This window comes from Acinetobacter sp. ANC 4910 (assembly GCF_004331035.1).
In the GTDB taxonomy this organism is placed as follows: domain Bacteria; phylum Pseudomonadota; class Gammaproteobacteria; order Pseudomonadales; family Moraxellaceae; genus Acinetobacter.
In genome coordinates, this window is the sequence record NZ_SJNT01000005.1 from 33,699 (window position 1) to 58,466 (window position 24,768).

Annotated in this window: 22 protein-coding genes; 11 read left to right on the forward strand and 11 right to left on the reverse strand. The window is 40.7% G+C overall.

The annotated features are described in order from the left end of the window. Positions 1-160 precede the first annotated feature (160 nt). Complete coding sequence (locus tag E0H82_RS06590; RefSeq protein ID WP_116761579.1) at positions 161-847, reverse strand: response regulator; 687 nt, start codon at positions 845-847, stop codon at positions 161-163. 23 nt (positions 848-870) lie between these two features. Beyond that, positions 871-2,520 (reverse strand): sensor histidine kinase efflux regulator BaeS, encoded by a 1,650-nt coding sequence (gene baeS / locus E0H82_RS06595; RefSeq protein WP_131263913.1) that lies wholly within the window; start codon positions 2,518-2,520, stop codon positions 871-873. Positions 2,521-2,652: 132 nt separating this feature from the next. On the opposite strand from baeS, the gene E0H82_RS06600 reads away from it, so the two are divergent. The 4 genes from E0H82_RS06600 to E0H82_RS06615 all read left to right on the forward strand — a co-directional run bounded on the left by E0H82_RS06600 (position 2,653) and on the right by E0H82_RS06615 (position 7,952). Further along, positions 2,653-3,273 carry a hypothetical protein gene (locus E0H82_RS06600; RefSeq protein ID WP_131263914.1) on the forward strand — a complete coding sequence of 207 codons (621 nt, stop codon included), beginning with the start codon at positions 2,653-2,655 and terminating at the stop codon, positions 3,271-3,273. Positions 3,274-3,585: 312 nt separating this feature from the next. Then, positions 3,586-5,388 carry an acyl-CoA dehydrogenase C-terminal domain-containing protein gene (locus E0H82_RS06605; protein WP_131263915.1) on the forward strand — a complete coding sequence of 601 codons (1,803 nt, stop codon included), beginning with the start codon at positions 3,586-3,588 and terminating at the stop codon, positions 5,386-5,388. 168 nt (positions 5,389-5,556) lie between these two features. Then, on the forward strand, positions 5,557-7,338 hold the full coding sequence (locus tag E0H82_RS06610) for an acyl-CoA dehydrogenase C-terminal domain-containing protein (protein ID WP_131263916.1): 1,782 nt from the start codon (positions 5,557-5,559) through the stop codon (positions 7,336-7,338). A gap of 116 nt (positions 7,339-7,454) precedes the next feature. After that, the gene (locus tag E0H82_RS06615) at positions 7,455-7,952 is read left to right on the forward strand and encodes a phosphate-starvation-inducible protein PsiE (protein WP_116761587.1); all 498 of its coding nucleotides are present in this window, start codon (positions 7,455-7,457) and stop codon (positions 7,950-7,952) included. Between the two features lie 82 nt (positions 7,953-8,034). On the opposite strand, the gene E0H82_RS06620 is transcribed toward E0H82_RS06615, so the two are convergent. Then, the gene (locus E0H82_RS06620) at positions 8,035-8,439 is read right to left on the reverse strand and encodes an RcnB family protein (protein WP_131263917.1); all 405 of its coding nucleotides are present in this window, start codon (positions 8,437-8,439) and stop codon (positions 8,035-8,037) included. A gap of 174 nt (positions 8,440-8,613) precedes the next feature. Here E0H82_RS06620 and E0H82_RS06625 point away from each other — a divergent pair, with 174 nt between their 5' ends. Then, the gene (locus E0H82_RS06625) at positions 8,614-9,066 is read left to right on the forward strand and encodes a hypothetical protein (RefSeq protein ID WP_131263918.1); all 453 of its coding nucleotides are present in this window, start codon (positions 8,614-8,616) and stop codon (positions 9,064-9,066) included. An 80-nt stretch (positions 9,067-9,146) separates the two neighbouring features. Here E0H82_RS06625 and E0H82_RS06630 read toward each other — a convergent pair whose 3' ends face one another. Continuing rightward, entirely contained in the window at positions 9,147-10,610 is a 1,464-nt protein-coding gene (locus tag E0H82_RS06630; protein ID WP_131263919.1) for a phospholipase D family protein, read from the reverse strand. A 105-nt stretch (positions 10,611-10,715) separates the two neighbouring features. Beyond that, entirely contained in the window at positions 10,716-12,779 is a 2,064-nt protein-coding gene (gene znuD / locus E0H82_RS06635; protein WP_131263920.1) for a zinc piracy TonB-dependent receptor ZnuD, read from the reverse strand. 159 nt (positions 12,780-12,938) lie between these two features. Here znuD and E0H82_RS06640 point away from each other — a divergent pair, with 159 nt between their 5' ends. The 6 genes from E0H82_RS06640 to E0H82_RS06665 all read left to right on the forward strand — a co-directional run bounded on the left by E0H82_RS06640 (position 12,939) and on the right by E0H82_RS06665 (position 19,197). Continuing rightward, the gene (locus E0H82_RS06640) at positions 12,939-13,703 is read left to right on the forward strand and encodes a DUF4184 family protein (RefSeq protein ID WP_131263921.1); all 765 of its coding nucleotides are present in this window, start codon (positions 12,939-12,941) and stop codon (positions 13,701-13,703) included. A 161-nt stretch (positions 13,704-13,864) separates the two neighbouring features. Then, positions 13,865-15,652 (forward strand): aspartate--tRNA ligase, encoded by a 1,788-nt coding sequence (gene aspS, locus E0H82_RS06645; protein WP_131263922.1) that lies wholly within the window; start codon positions 13,865-13,867, stop codon positions 15,650-15,652. A 307-nt stretch (positions 15,653-15,959) separates the two neighbouring features. Then, the gene (locus tag E0H82_RS06650) at positions 15,960-16,844 is read left to right on the forward strand and encodes a lysophospholipid acyltransferase family protein (protein WP_131263923.1); all 885 of its coding nucleotides are present in this window, start codon (positions 15,960-15,962) and stop codon (positions 16,842-16,844) included. A gap of 140 nt (positions 16,845-16,984) precedes the next feature. Further along, a complete protein-coding gene (locus tag E0H82_RS06655) occupies positions 16,985-17,203 on the forward strand; it encodes a hypothetical protein (protein WP_044738714.1) in 219 nt (72 codons plus the stop codon). After that, positions 17,203-18,138, forward strand: coding sequence for a CgeB family protein (locus E0H82_RS06660; protein ID WP_131263924.1), 936 nt, complete (start codon positions 17,203-17,205; stop codon positions 18,136-18,138). Before E0H82_RS06655 ends, E0H82_RS06660 begins: the two co-directional genes overlap by 1 nt. Before the next feature lie 39 nt (positions 18,139-18,177). Continuing rightward, entirely contained in the window at positions 18,178-19,197 is a 1,020-nt protein-coding gene (locus tag E0H82_RS06665) for a glycosyltransferase (protein WP_131263925.1), read from the forward strand. A 29-nt stretch (positions 19,198-19,226) separates the two neighbouring features. Here the strand turns inward: E0H82_RS06665 and rfbC are convergent, their stop codons facing one another. From rfbC to E0H82_RS06695, 6 genes are all read right to left on the reverse strand, one after another. Continuing rightward, on the reverse strand, positions 19,227-19,772 hold the full coding sequence (gene rfbC, locus E0H82_RS06670) for a dTDP-4-dehydrorhamnose 3,5-epimerase (RefSeq protein ID WP_131263926.1): 546 nt from the start codon (positions 19,770-19,772) through the stop codon (positions 19,227-19,229). Continuing rightward, positions 19,762-20,652 (reverse strand): glucose-1-phosphate thymidylyltransferase RfbA, encoded by an 891-nt coding sequence (gene rfbA, locus E0H82_RS06675; protein ID WP_131263927.1) that lies wholly within the window; start codon positions 20,650-20,652, stop codon positions 19,762-19,764. The genes rfbC and rfbA overlap by 11 nt, the downstream gene beginning before the upstream one ends. Beyond that, entirely contained in the window at positions 20,649-21,542 is an 894-nt protein-coding gene (rfbD, locus tag E0H82_RS06680) for a dTDP-4-dehydrorhamnose reductase (RefSeq protein ID WP_265937190.1), read from the reverse strand. Before rfbD ends, rfbA begins: the two co-directional genes overlap by 4 nt. Positions 21,543-21,544: 2 nt before the next feature. Then, complete coding sequence (gene rfbB / locus E0H82_RS06685; RefSeq protein ID WP_131263929.1) at positions 21,545-22,612, reverse strand: dTDP-glucose 4,6-dehydratase; 1,068 nt, start codon at positions 22,610-22,612, stop codon at positions 21,545-21,547. Positions 22,613-22,745: 133 nt separating this feature from the next. Further along, the gene (locus E0H82_RS06690) at positions 22,746-23,786 is read right to left on the reverse strand and encodes an ELM1/GtrOC1 family putative glycosyltransferase (RefSeq protein WP_131263930.1); all 1,041 of its coding nucleotides are present in this window, start codon (positions 23,784-23,786) and stop codon (positions 22,746-22,748) included. Next, positions 23,776-24,768, reverse strand: coding sequence for a glycosyltransferase (locus E0H82_RS06695; protein WP_131263931.1), 993 nt, complete (start codon positions 24,766-24,768; stop codon positions 23,776-23,778). The genes E0H82_RS06690 and E0H82_RS06695 overlap by 11 nt, the downstream gene beginning before the upstream one ends.

Sequence of the window (24,768 nt, forward strand, 5' to 3'; positions counted from 1 at the left end):
ACCAGTCTTGTCCTTTAAAATCGCCGATTGCTCTGTCTCATTTTCACCCACTGGAGATTTAAAAGAACGGCTGATTTTCATTACCACCTTTGCTTTAATCCCATAAAAAAAGCGGATAGCCCAAGGCTTATCCGCTTCTTCTATCGCTCAGAAACCTGAATTAATCTTCTGGATATTCAAAACGATAACCGACACCATACACGGCTTGAATCCATTCATGACGGTTGCCTGTTTCGGCTGCATCCGAAATTTTTCGACGTAAGTTTTTAATATGGCTATCAATAACACGGTCTGCCACATCAAAACTATCTGGATTAATATGGTCTAATAATTGTACGCGCGAATAAACTTGCCCAACATGCTCAAGGAACAATTCCAAAAGGCGAAATTCGGTTGGGGTTAAGTTCAGGGTCTTTTGTTGATACCAAATGCGTTGTTGTGCTTTATCTACCCGAAATAAGCTATTTTCTTCAGGCTCGGCTTTACGCTCTAAACGGCGTAAAACCGCTTGTACACGCGCCACCAATTCTTTTGGGCTAAAAGGCTTACAGACATAATCATCTGCTCCCATATTTAAGCCCAACACACGATCAATTTCTTCTGTTCGTGCAGTCACCATAATAATCGGTAAGTCAGATTGTTCTCTGACCTTACGACAAATGGTGAGCCCATCCATACGTGGCACCATCAAGTCTAAAATCATCAGGCTTGGTTTACGTTGCATAAAACTATCATAGGCTTCCTGCCCATCATGGAACAGGCTCACTTCAAGACCTGCTGCTTCTAGATAATCACGGACCAATTGAGCCAGTTCAACTTCATCTTCAACCAGCATAATATGCTTCATGAATATTTCCTTTATGGTTTCATTTATTTGGGAAAAGTGAGTTTGCAACGCAAACCACCCAAGGGTGAATGTTCAAAACGTAAACTTCCACCAAGTGCCTGAGCAATCTTACATGAAAGTGCCAAACCTAGCCCTGTTCCACCTGTGCTCCGGGTTCGTGAATCATCCACACGATAGAATCGCTCGCCCAAGTGCTGCAATTGTTCATCGGTCAAGCCATACGGGCTATCATCGACATACAGGCTCCACGCTGTTTCTGTTTGTTCAGTGTGAATCTTGATTTCTCCACCCTGTTCAGTATAACGAATGCTGTTGCTGAGTAAGTTGACCACAATTTGTTTGAATCGGTCTGTATCTAATTGTAAGACTGGCGCATCACCCTGCACACTCACACTGAGATTCGCCTGTTCAAACTTTGGCTTAAAGTTTTCCACTTCTTGCACCACCACATCCCACGGATTTACCGTCGAAAAGTAACACGTCAATTGCTGAGCATCGGCTTGAGCTAAATCGGCCAAATCTTGGGTCAATTTTTTCAAACTGCTCACTTGACGCATCATGGCATCCAGATGCTCAGGGGTCGCCTTACGGATACCATCTTGCATCGCTTCGATTTGCGCCTGTAACACAGCCAATGGCGTTTTTAATTCGTGTGAAGTATCAGCCACCCATTGACGACGTGACGTTTCATGTTGATTTAGAATTTCTGCCAATTGATTCAACTCATTGGATAAATCACCTAATTCATCATTACGGTTAATTTTGACTTGATGTTGGTAATTACCTTGCGTCAACTCACGCGTCGCATTGAGTAAACGTTGAATTGGTTTTTTAAAATAAGTCGCCAACAATAATGCGGCAATTAGACTGGCTAAAATCGTTAAAGCATAGACCAAAAATAAGTAACGTTTTTGATTACTGAAAAAATTAATACTTAAGGCATCATCCTGATCTAAGACTGGCTTTAACCCTAAATAGCCCACCACTTTGTCATCTACAATAATCGGACGATAGGAAATTTGATCTGAAGAAGGCTCCCCCACCACAAATTGTCGTTTGGCATCATATAAAGATAAACGTGAACTCAAGCCCAAACGGTCTGGCATTGAAATAAATTGCTTCTTCTGATTGCTATTTTTTAACTTATTCTGCGCTTGTCCTTCTTTACGATCGGGCGGTCGGAAAGCGTTTTCATTCGATTTTAAAGGAAATTTTAAACCTTCAAAGGGTTGGTATTCAGAGGGTAAATTTAACTCTAACCAACGTAATTCCTCTTGGTCGAGCAACGGTTTCCCTTGATCTGCTCGAGCCAGCGTTGGTGGTAAATTCACAAAAGTATGTTCTTCAAAGTAACGCTGCTGTAAGGCAATATCGTATTGTCGGCGCAACCACCAATGCGACAGTCGGTCATAATCATCAGGGTCTGCCTGACCCTCAATTTGTAAAATCTGGGCCTGAATGGCATTGCCCCAGTCGTGATAAACCGCGTACACCCCTGCCAAATTGGAAATCAGATGATCGAGCTTTTGCATTTCGACATCGGCCACATACTTGGTGAAGTTTTTTTGCATGGTCCAGTGCAACACCCCTAAACTCAGAGTGATAATCACCAAGGTGGTTAGCAATACAGTTAGGAATAGGCGTAGCGCAATCGGGACACGTCGAATATTCAACAGCGGTGCTCGGTTGTTATTTTGTTAGCACTATTGTAACCAACCTATTTTCAAAAAACCCTCCATTGTTTCTTCATCTTTATTATTTAATCTTTAAGCACAAATGAAAAATAGCGTGCTGGGGTATTGATAATGAGCTTAATGAAAAAAATGGTATTCGCGACCTGTAGTGTTTTAAGTGTAACAGCATTAACGGCTTGCCAATCGACGTCAGCACCGCAAGAGCACCAACACCACGTTATGGATGGTCGACATACCGATCATTTAACACCTGAACAACGTGCTGAACGCGATCAAATGCGTGCTGAACATAAAGCAATGTTTAAGCAAATGCGACAAGCCTGTGATGGCAAAACTGTGGGACAAACTGTTCAGGTGAAAGCAGGTACGCAAACTATTGACGGTCAATGTCATATGGTATTTCAACCCGACCACAAACGTGGACATGAAATGCGTATGGGTCAAGCTCCAATGCAAGGTGATGAAGGCATGATGCGCCCTCAGCGCGGTGAAAAACTCACCGATGCACAACGCCAACAAATGGTGCAACAATTCGACCAACGTTTAAAAGAAAAACAAGCCTTCCAACAAGCGCTAGAAACGGCATGTAAAGGTCAAACTGAGGGTAAAGCAGTGCAAATTAAAGCAGGTGAACAAACCCTTTCGGGCAAATGTTCAGTACGTTTCTTCCCAAACCAACCTCAACCCAATACTGCTCCAACCGCAAATATTGCACCACCTCCAGCTGCATAAGCAGATTGATCACAAAAAAAAGACGCTTCAAGCGTCTTTTTTTTGTGCCTAAATGAGCAACATAACTTTTTACGTTTTTTGACTATTTGTATCACCCTAAAAAACATAAAAACGTTTACACTCAATGTACTTAGAAAATTCAAGCCACCTTTTCTTGACTTTGCAGTCACTAAGAAATGAGGGGCAAGTGCTTGTACCTTATAACAAGATGTTGCACGATTAACTGGTACTTAAAAACGTGTCATTGAAGGCACGTCACCATGTTTATTAGGATTATAACGCTGGTTAAAACCAGTATTGAGGAAAACCGACATGCCACAATACAAAGCGCCCTTACGTGATATGCAGTTCGTTTTGCATGAATTACTAAATGCTGAACAACATTATGCAAAACTTCCTGCTTTCCAAGAAACCGTAAGCCGTGAATTGGTTGACCAATATTTAGAAGCTGCGGCAGATTTCTGTGAAAATGAATTGTCTCCAATCAACCAAAGCGGTGACCGCGAAGGTTGTACTTGGAATGATGGTGTGGTGACGACACCAACTGGTTTTAAAGAAGCGTACCAAAAATATATCGAACTAGGCTTCCCTTCACTTTCAGCAGAAGAACAATACGGCGGTCAAGGTTTACCAGTTTCTTTAGGTAACGTGATTTCAGAAATGGTTGGTACTGCAAACTGGGCTTGGGGGATGTATCCTGGGCTTTCTCATGGTGCAGTCCGTACTTTAGAACACCATGGTTCTAAAGAACAAAAAGATGCTTACTTACCAAACCTTGTTTCAGGTGTTTGGACAGGAACCATGTGCTTAACTGAATCTCATGCAGGTTCTGACTTAGGTATTATCCGCACTAAAGCTGAACCAAATGCTGACGGTAGTTATGCAATTACAGGCGAGAAAATCTTTATCTCTGCTGGTGAGCATGACATGGCAGAAAACATTGTACACATTGTACTTGCTCGTCTTCCTGGCGCACCAAAAGGTACCAAAGGCATTTCACTCTTCATCGTGCCAAAATTCAACTTAAATGCTGATGGTACTGTAGGTGAGCGTAATGCGGTACGTTGTGGTTCTATCGAACACAAAATGGGTATTCATGGTAACGCAACCTGCGTCATCAACTTTGACAACGCAAAAGGTTACTTGATTGGACCTGAAAACCGTGGTCTAAACTGTATGTTTACCTTCATGAACACAGCACGTATCGGTACAGCGGTTCAAGGTCTTGCTGCATCTGAAGGTTCTTTCCAAGGTGCGCTTGCATACGCGAAAGATCGTTTAGCAATGCGTTCACTTTCTGGCCCTAAAGCACCTGAAAAAGAAGCTGATCCAATTATTGTTCACCCAGCTGTACGCAACATGTTGTTAACGCAAAAATCTTTTGCTGAAGCAGGTCGTGCATTGGTTTACTTGTTGTCTTTCCATGCTGACATCGTAGAGAAAGGTGCAACTGAAGAAGAGCGTAAATACTCTGACAACATCCTTTCACTCCTTACTCCAATTGCAAAAGCATTCTTAACTGAAACAGGTTCTGAATCTGCAAAACACGGCGTACAAGTGTTTGGTGGTCACGGTTTTATTTCTGAACATGGTATGGAACAAATTGTTCGTGATACCCGTATCGCTTGCTTATATGAAGGCACAACCGAAATTCAAGCTTTGGACTTGTTAGGTCGTAAAGTTTTGGGTACGCAAGGTGCAATGTTGAAAGACTTCACCAAGATTATTCACAAATTCTGCGAAGCCAACAAAGACAACGCTGCAATGAAAGAATTTGTTGAGCCACTGGCTGCACTCAACAAAGAATGGGGCGACCTCACCATGCAAATTGGTATGCGCGCTATGCAAAATCCAGATGAAGTTGGTGCTGCTGCTGTAGATTACTTGTATTTCTCTGGCTACGTCACGCTTGCTTACCTCTGGGCTCAAATGGCGTTGGTTGCACAGCAAACGCTTGCTACGGGCACCTCTGATGTTGACTTCTACAATGCAAAAGTGACCACTGCACACTTCTACTTCAAGAAAATCTTGCCACGTGTTCGTTCACACGTTGACGTGATTGCTGGTGGTGTAGAGCCATTAATGTCATTAGATGCAGAACACTTCGCGTTCTAACCATACTTTAATGTTGCTTGCAATGTTAATTTAAGAAAAAAGGACTGGTCGGTTTTGACGGTCCTTTTTTTATGTAATCAATGCTAAATTTAATTCCATCAATAATACGTGTGAATGCGTGTTATTCCACATTCAGCACATGATATATACAACAAAGGTGAACTAACTATGCCAATTTATAATGCACCGCTTGCAGATATGAAATTCATCTTAAATGATGTTTTTAACGCAGAACAATTCTGGCAGTCGAACGAAAATCTAGCGCATTTAGATGCCGCGACTGCAGAAGCTATTTTGGAAGAAATGGCAAAATTTGCGCAAAATGTAACGCTTCCGCTGAACCGTACAGGTGATGAGGAAGGTGCAACTTATAATAATGGCGCAGTAACTACACCTGCTGGTTTCAAAGAAGCATTTAAGCAATATGCCCAAGGTGGCTGGATTGGTTTAGGTGCAGAAGAAGAATGGGGCGGTCAAGGCATGCCAAAAATGCTGACTGTACTTTCTGACGAAATGCTATTCGCAACCAACCCGTCTTTCATGCTTTACCCATTACTTTCTGTGGGTGCAGGTATGGCGTTAAACAGCTATGCATCTCAAGAGCAAAAAGAAACCTATTTACCTAAAATTTACTCTGGTGAATGGTCAGGTACCATGTGCTTAACAGAGCCACACTCAGGTACAGATTTAGGCATTATCAAAACTAAAGCTGAACCTAACGAAGATGGTACTTATAACATCACAGGGACTAAAATTTTCATTACTGGCGGTGACCACGATTTAGCTGAAAACATCATTCACTTGGTATTGGCGAAGACTCCAGATGCACCTGCGGGTTCACGTGGTATTTCATTATTCATCGTACCCAAATTCCTTGTGAACGAAGATGGTTCAGTGGGTGAACGTAATGCCGCAGGTCCTGGTTCAATCGAACACAAAATGGGGATCAAAGCCTCTGCAACTTGCGTCATGAACTTCGATGGTGCAAAAGGTTACCTCGTGGGCAAAGAAAACGAAGGTCTTGCAGCAATGTTCGTTATGATGAACTACGAACGTTTGTCGATGGGTATTCAAGGTCTTGGCGCATCTGAATTTGCTTACCAAAATGCGGCACAATATGCGACTGATCGTTTACAAGGTCGTAGTGCTTCTGGCGTTAAATCACCAAACAAACCAGCAGACAGCATTTTAGTACACGGTGATGTCCGTCGTATGTTGTTAAACGTACGTGCCAACAACGAAGCTTCTCGTGCATTTGCTGTGTATGTGGGTCAGCAGTTAGACATCACCAAATTCTCGACTGATGCGGCAGCAGTGAAAAAAGCCAATGACCGCGTTGCGCTACTTACACCAATTGCGAAAGCTTACTTAACCGATACTGCATTCCAAGCAACGCTTGATGCACAAATGTGCTTCGGTGGTCATGGTTATATTCGTGAATGGGGTATGGAGCAATGTGTCCGTGACTTACGTATCGCACAGATTTACGAAGGAACCAATGGCGTTCAATCACAAGACTTGATTGGTCGTAAAACCATTAAGTGTAACGGTGCATACGTTGCAGAATACATCGAAGAAATTCGTGATTTCGCTAATAGTTTAGATGCAGATTTAAACTTTATTAAAGATGCCACTTTGGATGCAGCGACAGAAATTGCCGACCTGACTCAATTCGTACTTGCTCAAGCGTCTGAAAGCGTAGAATTCCCAAATGCAGCAGCAGTAGACTACTTGCATGCTGTGGGCTTACTCAGCTTCGCTTATATGTTTGCTCGCATTGCCAATGCAGCAAAAGACAAAGATGGCGAGTTCTTCCAAAACAAATTGGCACTTGCCCAATACTTCGCACAACGTATTCTTCCTGAACTAGACATGCGTATTGCTAAAGTGAAAGCAGGTTCTGACTTGATCATGAACTTCAGTGAAAATTACTTCACTAGCCAAGCATAATCCTTAAGTGTAAAAAACGCCTGCTCTGTCAGGCGTTTTTTTATGCCACAATATTCATGTGCATGAAATTTGCTTATGATTGAATAAGTTGTTATTTCAAATAATAGGAGGTAAAGATGTCTGAACGAGATACTAAAGTGGTTAAAATTGAAACCCTCCTCGACCGATTAGGCAATTTAGCAGTTGAAAGCTTTCACTACATTGCTCTATTCATTATTGGCTGTATGGTGGCATGGTCCGCCGTGCATACCGTAATCGAAATCCTCACCGTCAAACAATACGCCACCATTGACGATATTCTGTTGTTATTTATCTATTTAGAATTGGGTGCCATGGTTGGCATTTATTTTAAAACCAATCACATGCCTGTCCGCTTTCTGATTTATGTGGCAATTACAGCCCTCACCCGTCTTTTAATTTCAGATATTCAACACGATCATAAAGCCGATATGGACTTGGTGATTATTACTGGTTCAATCTTGATTCTTGCGCTAGCCATTTTAATTGTGCGTTATGCGTCATGGACGTTTCCTTCCGTCATGCGTGATAAACATCAAGATCAACCCTTACCTCAAGGCAAAACCCCGCGCCCTGAAGATGATGAACTGGCTTAATGTCATCATGTAAATCTAGCTTGCCCACTTTTGAGCATGACCTCTGTGGCTGCGTTCAAATCGAAAGCTGGGAAGCCTAATTTTATCTAGGGACTAAAACATAACGACCATTTTCAAAGATCCAATACATGTTTTGCGGAGGCTCAGGCAGTCCTAGGCGCTGCCAGTCGTTGATAATTCTATAATTTGAACTTTCTATGCGTGAATTGGCATCACCAAAAACATAACTGGTACTTTGATGATTGTATTGGGTATAGGTAGGTGCCTGTAAGTTAATACTGACGTTGGCTTGTGGTCGATCCCAATTTGGCGGCCGATGATCATGCGGAGGATAAGGTCGATTCGGATATGGGGGTTGCGGTGGATAATTAGGGCGTTTGGTACTGGTTCCCTGATAATTCGACCAACCATTGGTATCTGCGAAGGCAGAGTTAGAACTCAGCATTAAGATGGCTATCCCACATGCAAAACAGGACTTCACTTTCATCTGCTGCTCCCAATCATATTTGATGATATTTTAACCTAAGTTTCTACCCAAGCATGCATAAAAATAGCAAGTTGGACAAAGATTTGTACAGGATGTTATTCCCACTTTGAATGTGAATTTTGATTGCTATGCTTTATGTTAAAATAATTTTTTTCATGGATTAGGTGGAACATTGTGGCGGAATTAAACTTTGAACGACTGCATCAATTTTTCTCAAAAGTACCAAGCGTACAAAAAAGATTAATCGACTCTTATGGAACAGACGGTCAACATGCGTGGTGGTTTAAATTCCAAATTAATGTCGATCATCCTCTTGCATGGCAAACCGTTCAAGAACTAGGACATGTACTGAATTACATTTCGACCAATGAGCGTTTACCAACGCAATTTCTTCCTGTTTCGCCTCCACCTTATATGAATGGTGAAGCCAAGGAATTTCTGGCGTGGGTCATTCAATGTAATCACCCAGATTTTCCACCCGATGTGGTTTGTGACTGGCTTGAAGCCCGTTTACCACAACCTGTCGAAGATGAAGCACAGTGGAAAATTAAAACTGATTTACATGAATTAGACAATATGACCGACAAAGAGCTGGATCAAATCATTCCACCAACTCCTCAGGTATAAACAATACTTCTTCTCAATTCTTGATCAAAATCAGGAATTTCCTCCCTTTTATTTAAAGGGAGGTTAGGAGGGATTAAAAATTAAAACGTCGATAAACCACTCCACTCCATAAAACGATATAACGCATATTTCAACTTCGATTCATCCGCATACTTGGCATAGTCCACACTCATTTGTTTCCCTTCGAGGTTTGACCATGCTGTATTAAAGTACTGATTCGCATCTTGAAACACTTGATCCTGAGTCGAACCCAATACACGTAAGTCTGTCTCTAAATTATAATTTTTAATATTTCGCGCGGTAAAATTGGCTGAACCTAAAATCATTTCACTGCTGTTGCCACTATGCTTCACAATCATCTTACTGTGGCATTGTTCACCTTGAGTATTACACCAACGCACGGGTATGCCTGCCGCATGTAACTCCGATGCCACCTGACGGTTTGGAATGCCATTTTTTTGACGTCCAAAAGCATCCTTATTCGGGTCAAGTAAAACCCGCAGTTGCACACCACGCTCTTGTGCAGCAATGAGGGCTTGAATAGTTTGTCGTTCAGATAAATAGAACATCGCCAAATCAATCTGATCGTGTTTTTTTGCAGTCGTAATTAAGTTTAACGTCGCTTCTAAAATTGCTTGTTCCGTCAAAACCTGTACTTGGGGTTCTGTTTTGGCAGCTTCAAACTCACCCAGAATAATCACAGGAATGTCACCACCAGACATTCGACCTACCGCTTGCTCGGTCTTTAAAATATCGATAGCGGTATTGCCCGTCACCACTAAAGCGACATTAGAGTGTCGTGAACTGCCATCATGTGGGTTCATCGAAGTAACTAAAGCCTTCCAACCCTGTGCAGTATCTACCACCAAAGTTTTACGATGATTGGCTTTAAAATTAAACAAATTAAAATAACTGCGTAAGGTAATTGGCTCTTTACCAAATGGATTTGGCAACCAACCTTTTTCAGGATTATTGCCTGCATTTTGACAGCACAAATACCAGAAACCTGACCAAGTTGGATTTGATGCCCGGAGTGGACGCAAATCGGTTTCAATCACATCAATGCCTGCCTGACGCAGTTGACGATAATGTTCAGGCGCTACGCCACCATAGACTGAATTAATCGGATCGGTAATAAATTTAATTTCAATCTGCGGATACTGGCGACGTTTCGAAATTAAGGCATCAGTTAATTGTTGGGTTAGAGCTTGCTGTTGCAGTTTCGACTCACCCACCTCTTTATTGAATAAAAACATATCCAATACAATCGTGGTTTTGGCCTCATCAATCATTTTTAGCATTTCTTTAAAAATGACATGCTGTTGCTGCTGTTTGCCATCACGGGTTAAATACGTTTGATCCGCTAAAAACTTCACTTGGGCATGCCGTAATTTTCCTGTGTAATTTAGGCCTTCAGGTAACGGCTTTAGTGTGTGATAAATCCCTGAAGCCAAATAGCCCAGCGCCAAGAAACTGACAATAACCGCAACATAACGCCGCGGTGTCCAATTTAATTTATGATGAATTTTTCGGAAAATACGCATAAGAAAAAACCTAACCCAATAGGTTCAGGCTAGGTTTTCTTGACACATTTTTCAAGTGGCTTTGTGTGACATCACCTTGAATCCATTCAAAAAGCTGATGGCTTCTTAGAAACCGAACTCCAACCCCACAGTGAAGTTCCGCCCCATTTGTGGAAGTGTCGATAAGAATGATGCGTGGTTATATACGGTTTCATCTAACAGGTTATTGGCTTTGGCGTAAATGCGATAATCTGTTTTATCCGAAAGGCGGGCGGCATAAGCTAAACCCAGATTTACCATATTGTAGCCATCAGTTTCTGTTTCATAGACTGCAATTTTGTCTTGCTTGAAGGCACGGTAATATTCCGCAGTTCCTGAGAAACCATCACCAAAATCGGCGTCAAAACGTGTTCCTACACGGCCACCAGGAACACGTGGCGCATCCCCTTCAGCATCAATTTTTCCACGCACATAGTCACCAAATAATGTGGCGGTATAAATTGGCGACAGTTGATATGAGATTTCCCCTTCAGCCCCATAAAAGCGTGCTTTATCTTGCGTATATTGAATTAAACGAAAATCTTCATAACGATCTAAAGTCTGTGCATAAATATAATCATCAAACCAGTTATGGAACACATGAACATGATAGTTCAGTCGATCGGTATCGTAATGGAAACCCAATTCAAGGTTATTCGATTTCTCAACAGCTAAATTTTCATTGCCCAACTCATAGGTATTGGTTGCCAGATGCTTACCTTGTGAATACAGCTCCTGTGCCATCGGTAAGCGTTCTTGATGAGAGGCCACCAAAGACAATTTATAGTTCGGTGCAAATGCCCAATTCGCCGCACCTGAATAGGAAAATGCGTGATCGTCATAATCTTTTTGTGGCGAATCAATATCGATACTTTGCTGATCTAAACGTGCTGCCAGTTCAAAATGCACATCGTTCCATTGGCGATGCTCTAAAGCAAACACACTCCATTTATCTGTGGTACTTGGTCCCGCAAATAACGCTTCTTCACCCGTAATATCGAGTTTTTGTCGACCAAACTGAGTACCTATTACCCCTTCCCAAGCCCCAATCGGGTTATGAACTAATTCTAAACGCGTGTCATAACCTTCGCTTTTAAAGGTTGTGGCAGCTTGACCTTCTTCAATTTCATCATGTTGATAATCGGTATAACTTGCTTGTACACGTAGTTTTTGGAAGCCTGCAAATGGGTCTGCCAACTCACTTCTAAAATCATAACGCTCGGATTTTAGATCGACCCAAGGACCCGCATGACTATGGTCATGTGCCTCATGTGTATCTTCTTCATGGTCATGATCGTGCTCACCACAATCTAAATGTGGTTGTCCTGTTAAATGCGCTTCACAGCTTTCATATTCATGATTATGACCTGGCAATCCATATTGATCTTGACGATTGGTATAAGAAATTCCCGTAAAACCACGATCATAAATCCACGACAGTCCTAAAGTCACATTTTGAGACTCCGCAAAAGTGTTATCTACGCGACGTTCTTTTTCCCCCTCATGGACATAATCTGGGGCAATATAATTATTTGCATCGCGTTTCAGGCCTTCAACGCGTAACGCAACTTGATCACCCAGACCAACTGTTACCCCTGCTGTAGCTAACTTTTCATCGTTGCCCGTGTTGTAACGCACACCCAGTTTTCCTTCATAGCCGCTCTCTGGCATCTGGGTGGGAATCTTATTGTCCGTGACATTAACTAAACCACCCACATTTCCAGCACCATACAATAAGGTTGATGGGCCACGTACAATTTCAATTTGCTTGGCTAAAGTAGGATCTACGGTAACCGCATGATCTGGCGATAAAGTAGATACATCCATAGTTTCAGAAGCATTTGCCAAGACTTTTACACGTGCTGCATCTTGCCCTCGAATCACGGGGCGGCTGGCACCTGGACCAAACTGATTGGAATATACCCCGACCTGATTACTTAACGCTTCACCGATGGTGGTACTGCCTTGTGCCAACTGATCACTTTTAATGACATTATCGGCCGCCGAATAATCCACGGCGGTCTGTACCAACGGGTGTGCTGTCACTTGAATGGTGTCTAGTTTTTGCGTAGATTCATCGTCTTGTGCATATACAGAAGGTGCGATTACCGCAAGAATCGCAACGGAAAGTAAATTCTTATGAAATAACATGAGTCAAGTTTGGTCTGGTGAAAGTCATTAATTGTTATAATATAACATTGCAATTATTTTGCAATAAAAAACAGAATCTACATGCTGAGTTCTTTATCCTGTTTTAGCGCACTATCCATTTTATCGACTTATTTCGAATTACGGGATTAACCAGATTTCATGCCCTTTACCCTGTCTCATGCTGTTCTTGCACCGCCCCTTGCCAAACTCAGCAAAGGATATTTACCCACTGCTGCCCTAGCCATTGGCTGTATGACGCCCGATCTAATTCGGCTTTTTACCCAACAAGATGGCGGAAAAACCCATCTATGGAATGCTTTGATTTATCCGAATTTAGCAATTGGACTGATTTTTTGTCTGTTCTGGTATTTACTCTATCGCCCTGTGTTATATCGTTTTTTGGGATTACAAGATCCATTACAGCTCACACAACTCAAAACAAGCATGGGTTTTGTTGTAGGCGTTGTCATTGGCATTTTGGTTGGTATAAGTACCCATCTCATTTGGGACGGGCTGACCCATGTCGACTTCAGAACCTTTGCCTTTCGGGATTTTCTGAGTCAAAGTATTTCCCTCTTAGGACAGCGTTTTCCTGTGCATCGTGTGCTTCAAATTGGCACATCCATCGTGGCATTACCTATCCTTGTTTGGATGTGTATTCATTATTTTCAACAATTTCGACAACGAGAAAAAGTTTCGCTCAAGATTAAGCTCTATGCTTGGAGTTTATTTGGCTTAACACTGCTGAGCGGCATTTATTCAGTTTGGGATTATGCTCGTTATTTTTCTCATGAAATCTGGGTCGCAGATCTTTACTATTTTACAGGGCGAAGCATCAATGAATTTAGTCAAGCCGCTTTAGTCATCTTCAGCGCAGGCTGTCTTGTTTTTATGTTCTTCGATCAAAAACTGTATTTCAAATAACCTTTTGTTCTCGAATTTTGCACTGAAAAGTCCTGAAATAATGTGGAATTTGGATCTAGTCCTTGTGACAAAATCATCAACGAGGCATAATCCTTCCTTTACAGGCGGTACGCTGTTTACGTATGCGCTTCCTTAACCCATATAGTTGGATTTTATACGCTATGATGCGAACTCATTACTGCGGTTCTTTAACCGAAGCTCAAATTGATGAAACAGTAACCCTTTGCGGTTGGGTACATCGTCGCCGTGACCACGGTGGTGTTATATTCCTCGACATGCGTGACCGTGATGGTTTAGTTCAAGTCGTTATTGATCCAGATACTCCTGAAGCATTCGCAACTGCGGACAAAGCACGTTCAGAATTCGTATTAAAAATTACAGGCCGTGTACGTCGCCGTTATGAAGGCACAGAAAATGCCAATATGGTGAGCGGTCAAATCGAAGTTTTGGGTAAAGACATTGAAGTTCTTGCTCAATCTGAAACTCCGCCATTCCCTTTGAATGACGAAAATACCAATATTTCAGAAGAAATTCGTTTGAAATATCGTTTCTTGGACATCCGTCGTCCAGAAATGTTAGAGCGTTTACGTTTCCGTTCTAAAGTGACTAACTTAATTCGTAATTACTTCGAAGATCATGGCTTCTTAGACGTTGAAACACCAATTTTGACCCGTGCAACGCCTGAAGGCGCACGTGACTATTTAGTGCCAAGTCGTGTTTCTAATGGTAGCTTCTACGCGCTTCCACAATCACCACAATTGTTCAAACAGTTGTTGATGGTGGGTGGTATCGATCGTTACTACCAAATCGCTAAATGTTTCCGTGACGAAGATTTGCGTGCAGATCGTCAGCCTGAATTTACCCAAATCGACGTTGAAACATCGTTCATGAGTGACGATGACATCATGGATTTAATGGAAGGCTTAACGGTTAAAATGTTCAATGAATTATTGAATGTAAAATTCGATAAATTTGAACGTATGACTTATGCAGACGCAATGCGTGACTATGCCTCTGACAAACCAGATATGCGTATTCCGTTGAAACTGGTTGACGTTGCAGACTTGATGCAAGACGTTGAATTCAAGGTTTTTGCAGGCCCTGCTAAAGATCCTAAAGGTCGTATCGTCGCTTTACGCGTTCCAGGCGCAGGCTCACTACCACGTAGTGCGATTGACGAATATACTAAATTCGTTGGCATTTACGGTGCGAAAGGTTTGGCTTACATCAAAGTTAACGAACTTGAAAAAGGCATCGAAGGTCTTCAATCTCCAATCGTTAAATTCATCGAGCCAATCGTGCTTGATTTGTTAAAACGTGTTGGTGCTGAAAATGGCGACATCGTGTTCTTCGGTGCAGACAAAGCTAAAGTTGTTAATGATGCAATGGGCGCACTTCGTGTGAAGATTGGCCATGACATGAACCTTGCAACTTGTGAGTGGGCGCCGCTTTGGGTGGTTGACTTCCCAATGTTTGAAGAAACTGACGATGGCAAATGGACCTCTGTGCATCACCCATTCACACTGCCAAAATCAAGTGTTGAAGAAGTGAAGAACAACCCAGGTGCTGCGCTTTCTGTTGCTTACGACATGGTATTGAACGGCACTGAAGTTGGTGGTGGTTCACTGCGTATCTATACTTTAGAAATGCAAAAAGCAATTTTTGAAGCATTAGGTATTGGTGAAGAAGAAGCAGAAGAAAAATTCAGCTTCTTACTCAATGCATTACGTTATGGCGCACCTCCGCACGGTGGTTTAGCATTTGGTCTTGACCGCTTGATCATGCTCATGACAGGTGCTTCTTCTATTCGTGATGTAATTGCATTCCCGAAAACTAAGACTGCTGAATGTCCATTGACTCAAGCGCCTGCACCAGTTGAAGCCAACCAATTGCGTGACTTAGGTATTCGTTTACGCGAAAAACAAAAAGCTGAAGCAAAAGAAGCATAAGCTTTAACTTCGCTCAAAACCCTGCCTTGTGCAGGGTTTTTTATTTTGTAATGAACAACTTTTTTGGACATCATATTTTTACAGAACATTGCTATTTTCCTTTTGAACTTTTTCTTAATCACGCTTAGAGTAATCCCCAATAGTCGATATTCTGCTGCGATGGTGCTTGCCCTAATTACGCTATTCAAAAATTGCTTTTGTTCTTAAGATGCTCATCTTTTTTTGATTCTATCTATCATCGATTTTTAAGTTTCTTTGCAAAATTTTATCTTACCCTTTCTTGTAAAAAAGATCCTTGAGTCAAAATATGGCTATCTATTTCCTGCTTAAATGTATTGCGATTTTACCTTTATCCTTTTTACAAAAAATTGCCCGTTGGGCTGCTTTTTTTCTGTTTCATACTCATTCAAATATTAAGCGAATCACATCCATCAATCTTAAATTGGCCTATCCAGAATTAAATGAAATAGAGCTACAACATCGAATTCGCCTTAGTATTCAAAGCCAATGTATGACCTATATTGAGTTTGTAAAATGTTGGAGGATGTCCCCTCAATACAGCCTAGATTTACTCAAAAATATTCATGGTGCAGAGCGGCTAGAAGAAGCGTTAGCGAATAAAAAAGGGGTAATTGTGGTGATCCCCCATTTGGGCTGTTGGGAGTTACTCAATGCATGGCTAAACATCTATACCCAACCCATGATCATGTATAAACCCGATAAAATAAAAGGTGTGAATCGGTATATTTTAAATGCTCGGCAGAAATTTAATGCCACCTTGGTACCAACAGATGAAACAGGCATACGTCAAATTTTTAAACATTTAAAGCAAGGTGGTCTGACTGTCGTTTTGCCTGATCATTTACCTAAAGCTTCTGGCGGAATTTATTCACATTTTTTCCAACAAAATACACTATCGGCAACATTGGTTTCGAAAATGGCAGCCAAGACCCAATGCAATGTCATTGGCTTAAGCTGTATCCGTAATCCTGAATTATCGAGTTTTGATGTACATTGCATCGATTTACCAACAAGCATTCAATCGAGTGACTTACAGCAGTCTGTGGACAGCTTAAATCTGGCAATGCAAGAAATGATTCATCTCGCGCCCGAGCAGTATATCTGGTCATACAAACGCTTCAGAAATTGTTATGGCAATGTGAATGTTTACTGTAAACAACTCACGATCTGACTTTTTATAGATTATAAAAATGAAAGCTCAAATTTATATAAATTTGTATCGTATTGAGCTGATTGCTTTTATTCATTTGAGATCAATTCTGAGCAGTGGCATAATAGCCGCCAGTTTTATATAGATAGATGAGCAAGCTTATGGCTATGCGTCCTGAAGTCCGCCGTCGTGGTCTTGTAGTAATTGTTTTTGCAGTCGTCCAGTGGCTATTCATGCGCTATATTCTTGCCAATGGTTTATTTAACTTAGACACCTCTGACCGTATTCTATATTTCTGTGTGAGTAGTTTAGGCGGTGCCTTTGCCATTTTTGTCGGCTTGATTTACATGGTGCTTAAAGGCAATCCGGATCGAGAATGATGTCTGAGTATAAAATCCTTGTTATTGGAAAACGTGGCGGAATTCTACAATGGTATGAAAACCTGTTAGCCATTCAAAAGCCAGACTCCCCTTTTCAAATCCAAGGATTTGCACTCAATCATAACAATACGACTGAACGTTTTTTAAAGAAAATTCTCCCGAATAAAGACCGTTACACCGCAAATTTACTGCACAAAAAAATTCAGCAATTTCAGCCAGACTTGATTCTGGTTGCTGATTTATTTTATTTTAATGATGATTTATTACAGGTTTTCTCTGAGTATTCAGGCAAAATTGCACACTGGATTGGGGATTTCTTCGATCACAGACTGCTGCGATCTAAAGATATTATCGATCTTTACTGTTTCACCGATTCCAGCTTTCTGGATGATGCAACGAAACTAGGACTGACTCAAACCACATATTTACCTTTGGCTTACAATCCAGACATTTTCTTTCATTCAACAACTGAAAAAAATGATCGATTATTATTTGTAGGTGCTTGGTCTCCAGATCGTCAACAGCTGTTGGAGCAAATTCCTTTACCTATGTCGATTTATGGTAAAGGCTGGGACAAGCTAAACAAAGCAAACAGCACCATCCATCCTCAGAATATTAGTTTGTTAGCCGTTGCCGATTTATATCAACAACACCGCTATGTCTTAAACGTCATCAATAAAACCAACATCCGTCAAGGGATGAATATGCGCTGTTTTGAAGCACCTGCTTGTGGCTGTATTCTGGTCAGTGAATATGTGAAAGACCTTGAATATGTATTCGATGTCCAAAAAGAAATTATTTTTTTTACAGAACCCTCTCAATTGCAAAACAAACTTAATGATACTGTTATTAATCCTTTAGATGCGATGAATAAAGTTCAACAGAGCCACACTTATAAAAATAGGTTAGAAGCGATTATTGAATTATTATTCTAGCAATTCATTCTCAAATTCAATTAAAAGGTTTTTCTCTCCGTGTTTGTGAGCGTCATTGTCCCTAGTTATAATCATGCACAATATTTAGAAGACAGAATCGAGAGTATTCTGAAACAAACCTATACAGCGTTTGAACTTATACTTTTAGATGATTTATCACCTGATAATAGTGCAAAAATCCTGAATAAATACAAGAACCACCCAAAGGTATCCCACTGTATCATTAATGAAAAAAATTCTGGCTCTACCTTTTATCAATGGAATAAAGGAATGAGCCTTGCCAAAGGCGAATTAATTTGGATTGCTGAATCGGATGATGTTGCTGACCTCACTTTTCTAGAAAAACTAGTTACTCATTTTATCCAAAACCCTAAGTTGGTCTTGGCTTATAGCCAGTCACATCGAATGAATGCACAAGGTGAAGTCACAGGATCGTGGAAAGATTTTACAGATGCTGTTGATCCAATCTTATTCACACACGATTTTGAAATGTCTGGACTGGAATATATTGATTATTTCTTAAACACACAAAATACAGTCCCTAATGCCAGTGGAGTACTATTCAAAAAACAAACCTATCTTGATGTTGGTGGTGCCAACCCAAGCTTAAGGTTTATTGGTGATTGGGAAATCTGGGCTAAAATCATCTCTCAAGGTGATATTTTCTATACTGCAGAATGTTTAAATTATTTTCGGTATCACGATACCAGCGTCATTGCTCAAGCCAAGAAAAAGAAAGATCATTTTGAGGTACGTCGGCAGGTTATTCTATTTCGAGAAAGCATGAATACTTTTCTTAATAATTATAGAAAGAAACAACCGCGAGCAAATACAATCTATTATAAAAATAAAAAGGCTTTATCTAAAGAACTACGCAAAAATGCCTCTTTAGCCATACGCCGTCGCTATTATGATCGGATCATTCCAACCAGCATGATTGCTTTACGGACTATGCCTTTTTATGTTGTTCCGTTTTATATTCTAAAATTGTGCATACAATTTATTCTTTCTGTTGTCCTAGTCGCACCTTATAAAATTATGTTTAATAAGCCAAAATAAAAAGAGGAGCAACTGCTCCTCTTTTTTTACTAAAATGGATTGGCTTGATTATCTTTATCACTCACCAAAACTTCTTCAATTTCATGTAAAGGCCATTCAATTACAAGGGTAGGATCATTCCAAATAATCGCGCCTTCACTTTCTTTATTGTAGTAGTTTGTGGTTTTGTACAAGAACTGCGTATTGTCTTCCAACGCCAAAAAGCCATGTGCAAAGCCTTCTGGAATCCAAAACATGGTTTTATTTTCCGCACTCAACTCCACTCCAACCCATTGTCCATAGGTGGCTGATTCAGGGCGAATATCTACAGCAACATCCCAAGCTCGCCCTTGTACTACACGGACTAATTTACCCTGCCCATAAGGTGAATTTTGATAGTGTAAGCCGCGTAACACCCCTTTTTGTGATAACGAATGATTGTCTTGCACAAAAGTGGGGATTGGTTGATTCAATTGTTTTAGTGCTTGAGCAAATCGTTGTTGATTAAAGCTTTCCATAAACCAACCACGATCATCTCCAAACACATTCGGCTGAAGAATCAATAAACCTTCAATTTTCGTGGTTTCAACCTGCATTTGCTTCTTCCCAAATCTTTTTCAAATACTGACCATATTCGGTTTTTTGTAATGCTGTCGCACTCTCTAAAAGTTGTTCAGAATTGATCCAGCCTTGGTGAAAACCAATTTCCTCTAAGCAAGCAACCTTCAAAGATTGGCGTTTTTCAATGGTATAAATAAAGTGACCTGCCTCAAGTAAAGACTCATGCGTCCCCGTATCTAACCATGCAAAACCGCGCCCCAACAACTCTACATTCAGTGAACAATCGTTCAGATAAGCATTATTAATATCCGTAATTTCAAGTTCACCACGCGCAGAAGGTTTCACTTGCTTAGCAAATTCAATAACACGGTTATCATAGAAATAAAGCCCTGTTACCGCATAAGGTGATTTTGGCTTAAGCGGTTTTTCCTCAATACTTAATACTTTACCTGTTGGGTCAAACTCAACCACACCGAATCTTTCTGGGTCTGTGACATGATAACCAAAAACTGTTGCACCCTGTTCTCTTGAACTCGCAGCTTCTAATTGCTTACCAAAGCTCTGACCATAATAAATATTGTCGCCCAAGATTAAGCAAACATTATCTTGCCCAATAAATTCTTCACCAATGATAAATGCCTGAGCAAGCCCGTCTGGAGATGGTTGAACTTTATAGCTCAGCTCAATACCAAACTGAGAACCATCACCTAATAATTTCTGATATTGAGGCAGATCTTCTGGTGTAGATATTAATAAAATTTCACGGATACCTGCCAGCATTAATACTGAAAGCGGATAGTAAACCATCGGTTTATCATAAATCGGTAAAAGCTGCTTCGATACACCTTTAGTAATTGGATGTAAACGAGTACCAGATCCACCCGCTAAAATAATACCTTTACGTTTCAAGCTCATTGACTTAGTAACTCCGCTAAAGTTCGTTTCACAGCTTCTTGCCATTGAGGCAGGACTAGCCCAAACGTGTTTTGTAATTTTGCATTATGCATTCGAGAATTATGAGGGCGCATTGCAGGCGTTGGATATGCCGATGTCGGAATCGGATTCACTTTTTCGACCTTCAACACCTGTCCCAAAGTACGTGCTTGTTGAAAAATATAATTGGCATATCCAAACCAAGACGTTTCACCACTTGCAACCAAGTGATAAATTCCTGACTTTTTTCTATCAACCAAGACTTGAGGAATAATTTGTGCCGTGATGTCTGCAATTAACTCGGCTGAAGTCGGTGCACCAATCTGATCATCAATAATAGAAAGTTCTTCTCTTTGTTGAGCCAAATTGAGCATCGTCTTCAAGAAATTCTTGCCTTTTGTCGCATAGACCCAAGAGGTTCTAAAAATCAGATAGGCACAACCACTCTCGATAATCGCTTGCTCACCTAAGGCTTTAGTTTTGCCATAAACATTTAACGGAGCAACAGAATCAGCCTCATCAAAAGGCTGATCGCCTTGTCCTGAAAAAACATAATCCGTCGAATAATGGACAAAAAGCATCTGCTCAGCCTGACAAACATCGGCAATCACTTGCACAGTTTGATGATTAATCAAATCTGCCAATTCTGATTCAGACTCTGCTAAATCGACCGCGGTGTAGGCCGAAGCATTGACAACTACATCTGGTTTTATTGCTAGGATCGTCTCACGAATTGCTTGTGGCTGAGACATATCCCCCGAAGAACCATTGAGTCCATGACGATCAAATGCAATCACCTCTGCCAATGGAGCAAGTGCACGCTGCAGTTCCCAACCCACTTGCCCATTTTTCCCGAGTAATAATATTTTCATAACTAGCCTTGATACTGTGTGCTTAACCATGATTGGTATTCACCACTTTGCACGTGATGTACCCATTCGGTATTGCTTAAGTACCATTCAACCGTTTTTCTGAGGCCTGTTTCAAATGACTCTTCAGGTACCCAGCCCAGTTCAGCTTTTATTTTTGAGGCATCAATTGCATAACGAACATCATGTCCTGGACGATCTTTCACATACGTGATCAAGTCTTGATAATGCTGAATTCCTTCAGGTTTATTCGGTGCCAATTCTTCTAACAATTGGCAAATAGCATGGACAACATCAAGGTTGGCTTTTTCATTATGTCCGCCAATATTATAAGTCTCTCCGACTGAGCCCTGCGTCGCAACAACATACAATGCACGAGCATGGTCTTCCACAAATAGCCAATCCCGAATTTGCTGACCATTCCCATAAACAGGTAATGCTTTACCTTGGAGCGCATTCAAAATCATTAATGGAATTAATTTTTCAGGAAAATGATATGGACCATAATTATTAGAACAATTGGTCACCACCACAGGCAAACCATAGGTACGATTCCATGCGCGCACTAAATGGTCGGAACTTGCCTTACTGGCAGAATAAGGTGAACTTGGGGAATATGACGTCGTTTCGGTAAATAAATCTGTCGTACCTTCTAAATCACCATAAACTTCATCTGTAGAAATATGGTGGAAACGAAACGCCAATTTGTCCTTTTCCGCTAAGCCGACCCAATAAGAACGACTTGCTTCTAATAATTGATAGGTTCCAATAATATTGGTTTCAATAAAGGCAGAAGGACCTGAAATGGAGCGATCCACATGAGATTCTGCGGCTAAATGCATTACGACATCGGGCTGAAAATCAGAAAACAATTGATCTAATGCAGCTCGATCACAAATATCGGTTTGAGAAAAATGATAGCGTGGATGATCAACAACAGAAATTAAAGATTCTAAATTTCCCGCATAAGTTAATTTATCTACATTTAATACTTGATGTTCAGTATTTTGAATAATATGACGAATAACTGCCGACCCAATAAAACCAGCACCGCCAGTAACTAAGAATTTCATAATGAATTTTTTGACTCCACCTTCTTAGTGGGAAATTTTATCATTGATTTAAACTTATATTTACTGATTCATTTGCAAATATGCAGCAATATCGTAGTGATATTGCAAAAATGAAAGCAAGTTTGACCTTGCGCTAGTTCAATCTTTTTTCCAATTCATTCGCAATTGCCTTTGAATGGTTTTTAGGGTCAAGAAACTGGAGGGCTTGTTTAAACTGAAAAGAATTTGATAGATCATAACAAGTGATCCACTTTTGTTTTTCCAGAAATTGTAATTGCTGCTGAATCGTAGCGTCATGCATTCTATTGGCATCAGAAAATATAACTAAAGGCTGACCTGACATCACGACTTCAGCCACCATTGACGTAGAGTCCGCACTAGATAAAACCCAATCTGCCGCCAAAATATAATCCTTAATATCACACTTTTGACCTTGCGCCACCCAAGTCATTTGATCTTTATCTTGAAAAATATCATGTGCATGACAAAACTCCACCAAGCTGTGTTCAAACTCGAGTGATGTCCGTCGTGATGTCGTCAGCAAGATGTGGGCAGCTGGATATTCCAAACGTATTTTTTGAAGAACTACGCCCCATTCTTCTACAGATCCGATACTGACGGTCTTGGTATCCGCACCAATCAAAACCGTTATGACTTGAGCAGAAGATTGGATACCTAATTTTGTTCTGGCTTGAATTTGAGTTAAAGCCAAAGCGCACATTTTATTGGGGGCAATCGGGTAATACAGATAATGTTCTAAATTTTCCTGTTCCGCGTGTATGGTAAAAACCACATCAAAATAATGGGACTTGATGCCACGCAAAGAACTGGCCACGATATTTTTTACAGCTTGTGTTTTAGAGAGTTCAAGCTTAAGTAATGCATTGGGCAACAGCGTATTTCCACCAGCAGATATAATATAAACAACATTTTTCTGCTTGATATTGACCAGTTGCTCACGGGACAAAAATGCAGTCAACCATGCTGTATTCGGACTGAATTTCATCAACCATTTCAGTATTCGATACTGCCATTTGCTGGGCAATTTGAGTTTGATCCACTCAACTTGATAAGTTTGCTGTTGATTTAACAGTTGTACAATACCTTGTGTTTGAGTTTCATGCCCTGCTTTACCATCGGTGAGAGCAAGAATAAGTGGCTGATCATTCGGCATTTAAAACCTCCTGATAAAGGGATTCTACGTTTCTCAGCATACCATCGAGTACCAACTCTTTTGCAGCAAACTCAAATACAGATTGAAAATCTTTCTGTACACGTTCTAAATGATTCAAAGATTGAGCGATCAATACATTTAAAGCTCGAGAATCATTCACAGGACATAAATATTGCTCTGGCAAGACCATAGTCATTGCACCTACTGCTGTCGAAACCATTGGTGTTTTACACAGTAAAGCTTCGATCATTGTATATGGGCAACCTTCATAATGAGATGACATTACATACAAAGATGCTTGTTGCATTAACTCTGCAATATCGGACCTAAAGCCTAAAAGTTTCACCGAGTGTTCTAAATCCAACTCTGTAATCAAATGCTGTAATTTTTCTTTTTCAAAACCATCACCAACAATCCAGAGCTCAGCATTTTGGATGCCTTTCCATGCTTGAATGAGCACATCAAAACCCTTAACTGGCACGAGCCTTCCCACAGCAAGAACCACTGGTGGTGTATGTTTAATAATATTGGCATTTAAAACTGGAGGCTCTATTCCATTTAGCACAACATGCTTATTTGAATGTTGTAAAACCTCTGCTGCATTTGGACTCACGGCAATCACAGCATTAAAAGCTTTAAACATTTTGGTATTTTTTTTACGGCTATGCAGGGTTGCAACACTCTTCAGCTTTAAATACGGTAAAAGCAAACTCACCATTGCCGCTGCTTTATTTCCATGCACATGGACAATATCAGCATTTTCATTTTTTAATGCTTTATATAACTGATAAAGCACCAAAATATTACGCCGACTTTTACTCAAATCCACAGCTACAAAATGTACCTGCAAACGATCACGATATTTTTCATGTGCAATGACAGTCACATTATGTCCACGTTGTTGTAAACCATGTGCTAACTCAACCACATGCTTTTCTAAACCGCCTTCCTCATCACCTGCCATTACAAGCGTAATGTTCAT

What these genes read in the sequence shown, in the direction of transcription:
- E0H82_RS06590 (WP_116761579.1), bottom strand. Translation starts at nt 847, where the DNA reads ATGAAGCATATTATGCTGGTTGAAGATGAAGTTGAACTGGCTCAATTG.
- E0H82_RS06600 (WP_131263914.1), top strand. Translation starts at nt 2,653, where the DNA reads ATGAGCTTAATGAAAAAAATGGTATTCGCGACCTGTAGTGTTTTAAGT.
- E0H82_RS06605 (WP_131263915.1), top strand. Translation starts at nt 3,586, where the DNA reads ATGCCACAATACAAAGCGCCCTTACGTGATATGCAGTTCGTTTTGCAT.
- E0H82_RS06610 (WP_131263916.1), top strand. Translation starts at nt 5,557, where the DNA reads ATGCCAATTTATAATGCACCGCTTGCAGATATGAAATTCATCTTAAAT.
- E0H82_RS06615 (WP_116761587.1), top strand. Translation starts at nt 7,455, where the DNA reads ATGTCTGAACGAGATACTAAAGTGGTTAAAATTGAAACCCTCCTCGAC.
- E0H82_RS06620 (WP_131263917.1), bottom strand. Translation starts at nt 8,439, where the DNA reads ATGAAAGTGAAGTCCTGTTTTGCATGTGGGATAGCCATCTTAATGCTG.
- E0H82_RS06630 (WP_131263919.1), bottom strand. Translation starts at nt 10,610, where the DNA reads ATGCGTATTTTCCGAAAAATTCATCATAAATTAAATTGGACACCGCGG.
- znuD (WP_131263920.1), bottom strand. Translation starts at nt 12,779, where the DNA reads ATGTTATTTCATAAGAATTTACTTTCCGTTGCGATTCTTGCGGTAATC.
- E0H82_RS06640 (WP_131263921.1), top strand. Translation starts at nt 12,939, where the DNA reads ATGCCCTTTACCCTGTCTCATGCTGTTCTTGCACCGCCCCTTGCCAAA.
- aspS (WP_131263922.1), top strand. Translation starts at nt 13,865, where the DNA reads ATGATGCGAACTCATTACTGCGGTTCTTTAACCGAAGCTCAAATTGAT.
- E0H82_RS06650 (WP_131263923.1), top strand. Translation starts at nt 15,960, where the DNA reads ATGGCTATCTATTTCCTGCTTAAATGTATTGCGATTTTACCTTTATCC.
- E0H82_RS06655 (WP_044738714.1), top strand. Translation starts at nt 16,985, where the DNA reads ATGGCTATGCGTCCTGAAGTCCGCCGTCGTGGTCTTGTAGTAATTGTT.
- E0H82_RS06660 (WP_131263924.1), top strand. Translation starts at nt 17,203, where the DNA reads ATGTCTGAGTATAAAATCCTTGTTATTGGAAAACGTGGCGGAATTCTA.
- rfbC (WP_131263926.1), bottom strand. Translation starts at nt 19,772, where the DNA reads ATGCAGGTTGAAACCACGAAAATTGAAGGTTTATTGATTCTTCAGCCG.
- rfbA (WP_131263927.1), bottom strand. Translation starts at nt 20,652, where the DNA reads ATGAGCTTGAAACGTAAAGGTATTATTTTAGCGGGTGGATCTGGTACT.
- rfbD (WP_265937190.1), bottom strand. Translation starts at nt 21,542, where the DNA reads ATGAAAATATTATTACTCGGGAAAAATGGGCAAGTGGGTTGGGAACTG.
- rfbB (WP_131263929.1), bottom strand. Translation starts at nt 22,612, where the DNA reads ATGAAATTCTTAGTTACTGGCGGTGCTGGTTTTATTGGGTCGGCAGTT.
- E0H82_RS06690 (WP_131263930.1), bottom strand. Translation starts at nt 23,786, where the DNA reads ATGCCGAATGATCAGCCACTTATTCTTGCTCTCACCGATGGTAAAGCA.
- E0H82_RS06695 (WP_131263931.1), bottom strand. Translation starts at nt 24,768, where the DNA reads ATGAACATTACGCTTGTAATGGCAGGTGATGAGGAAGGCGGTTTAGAA.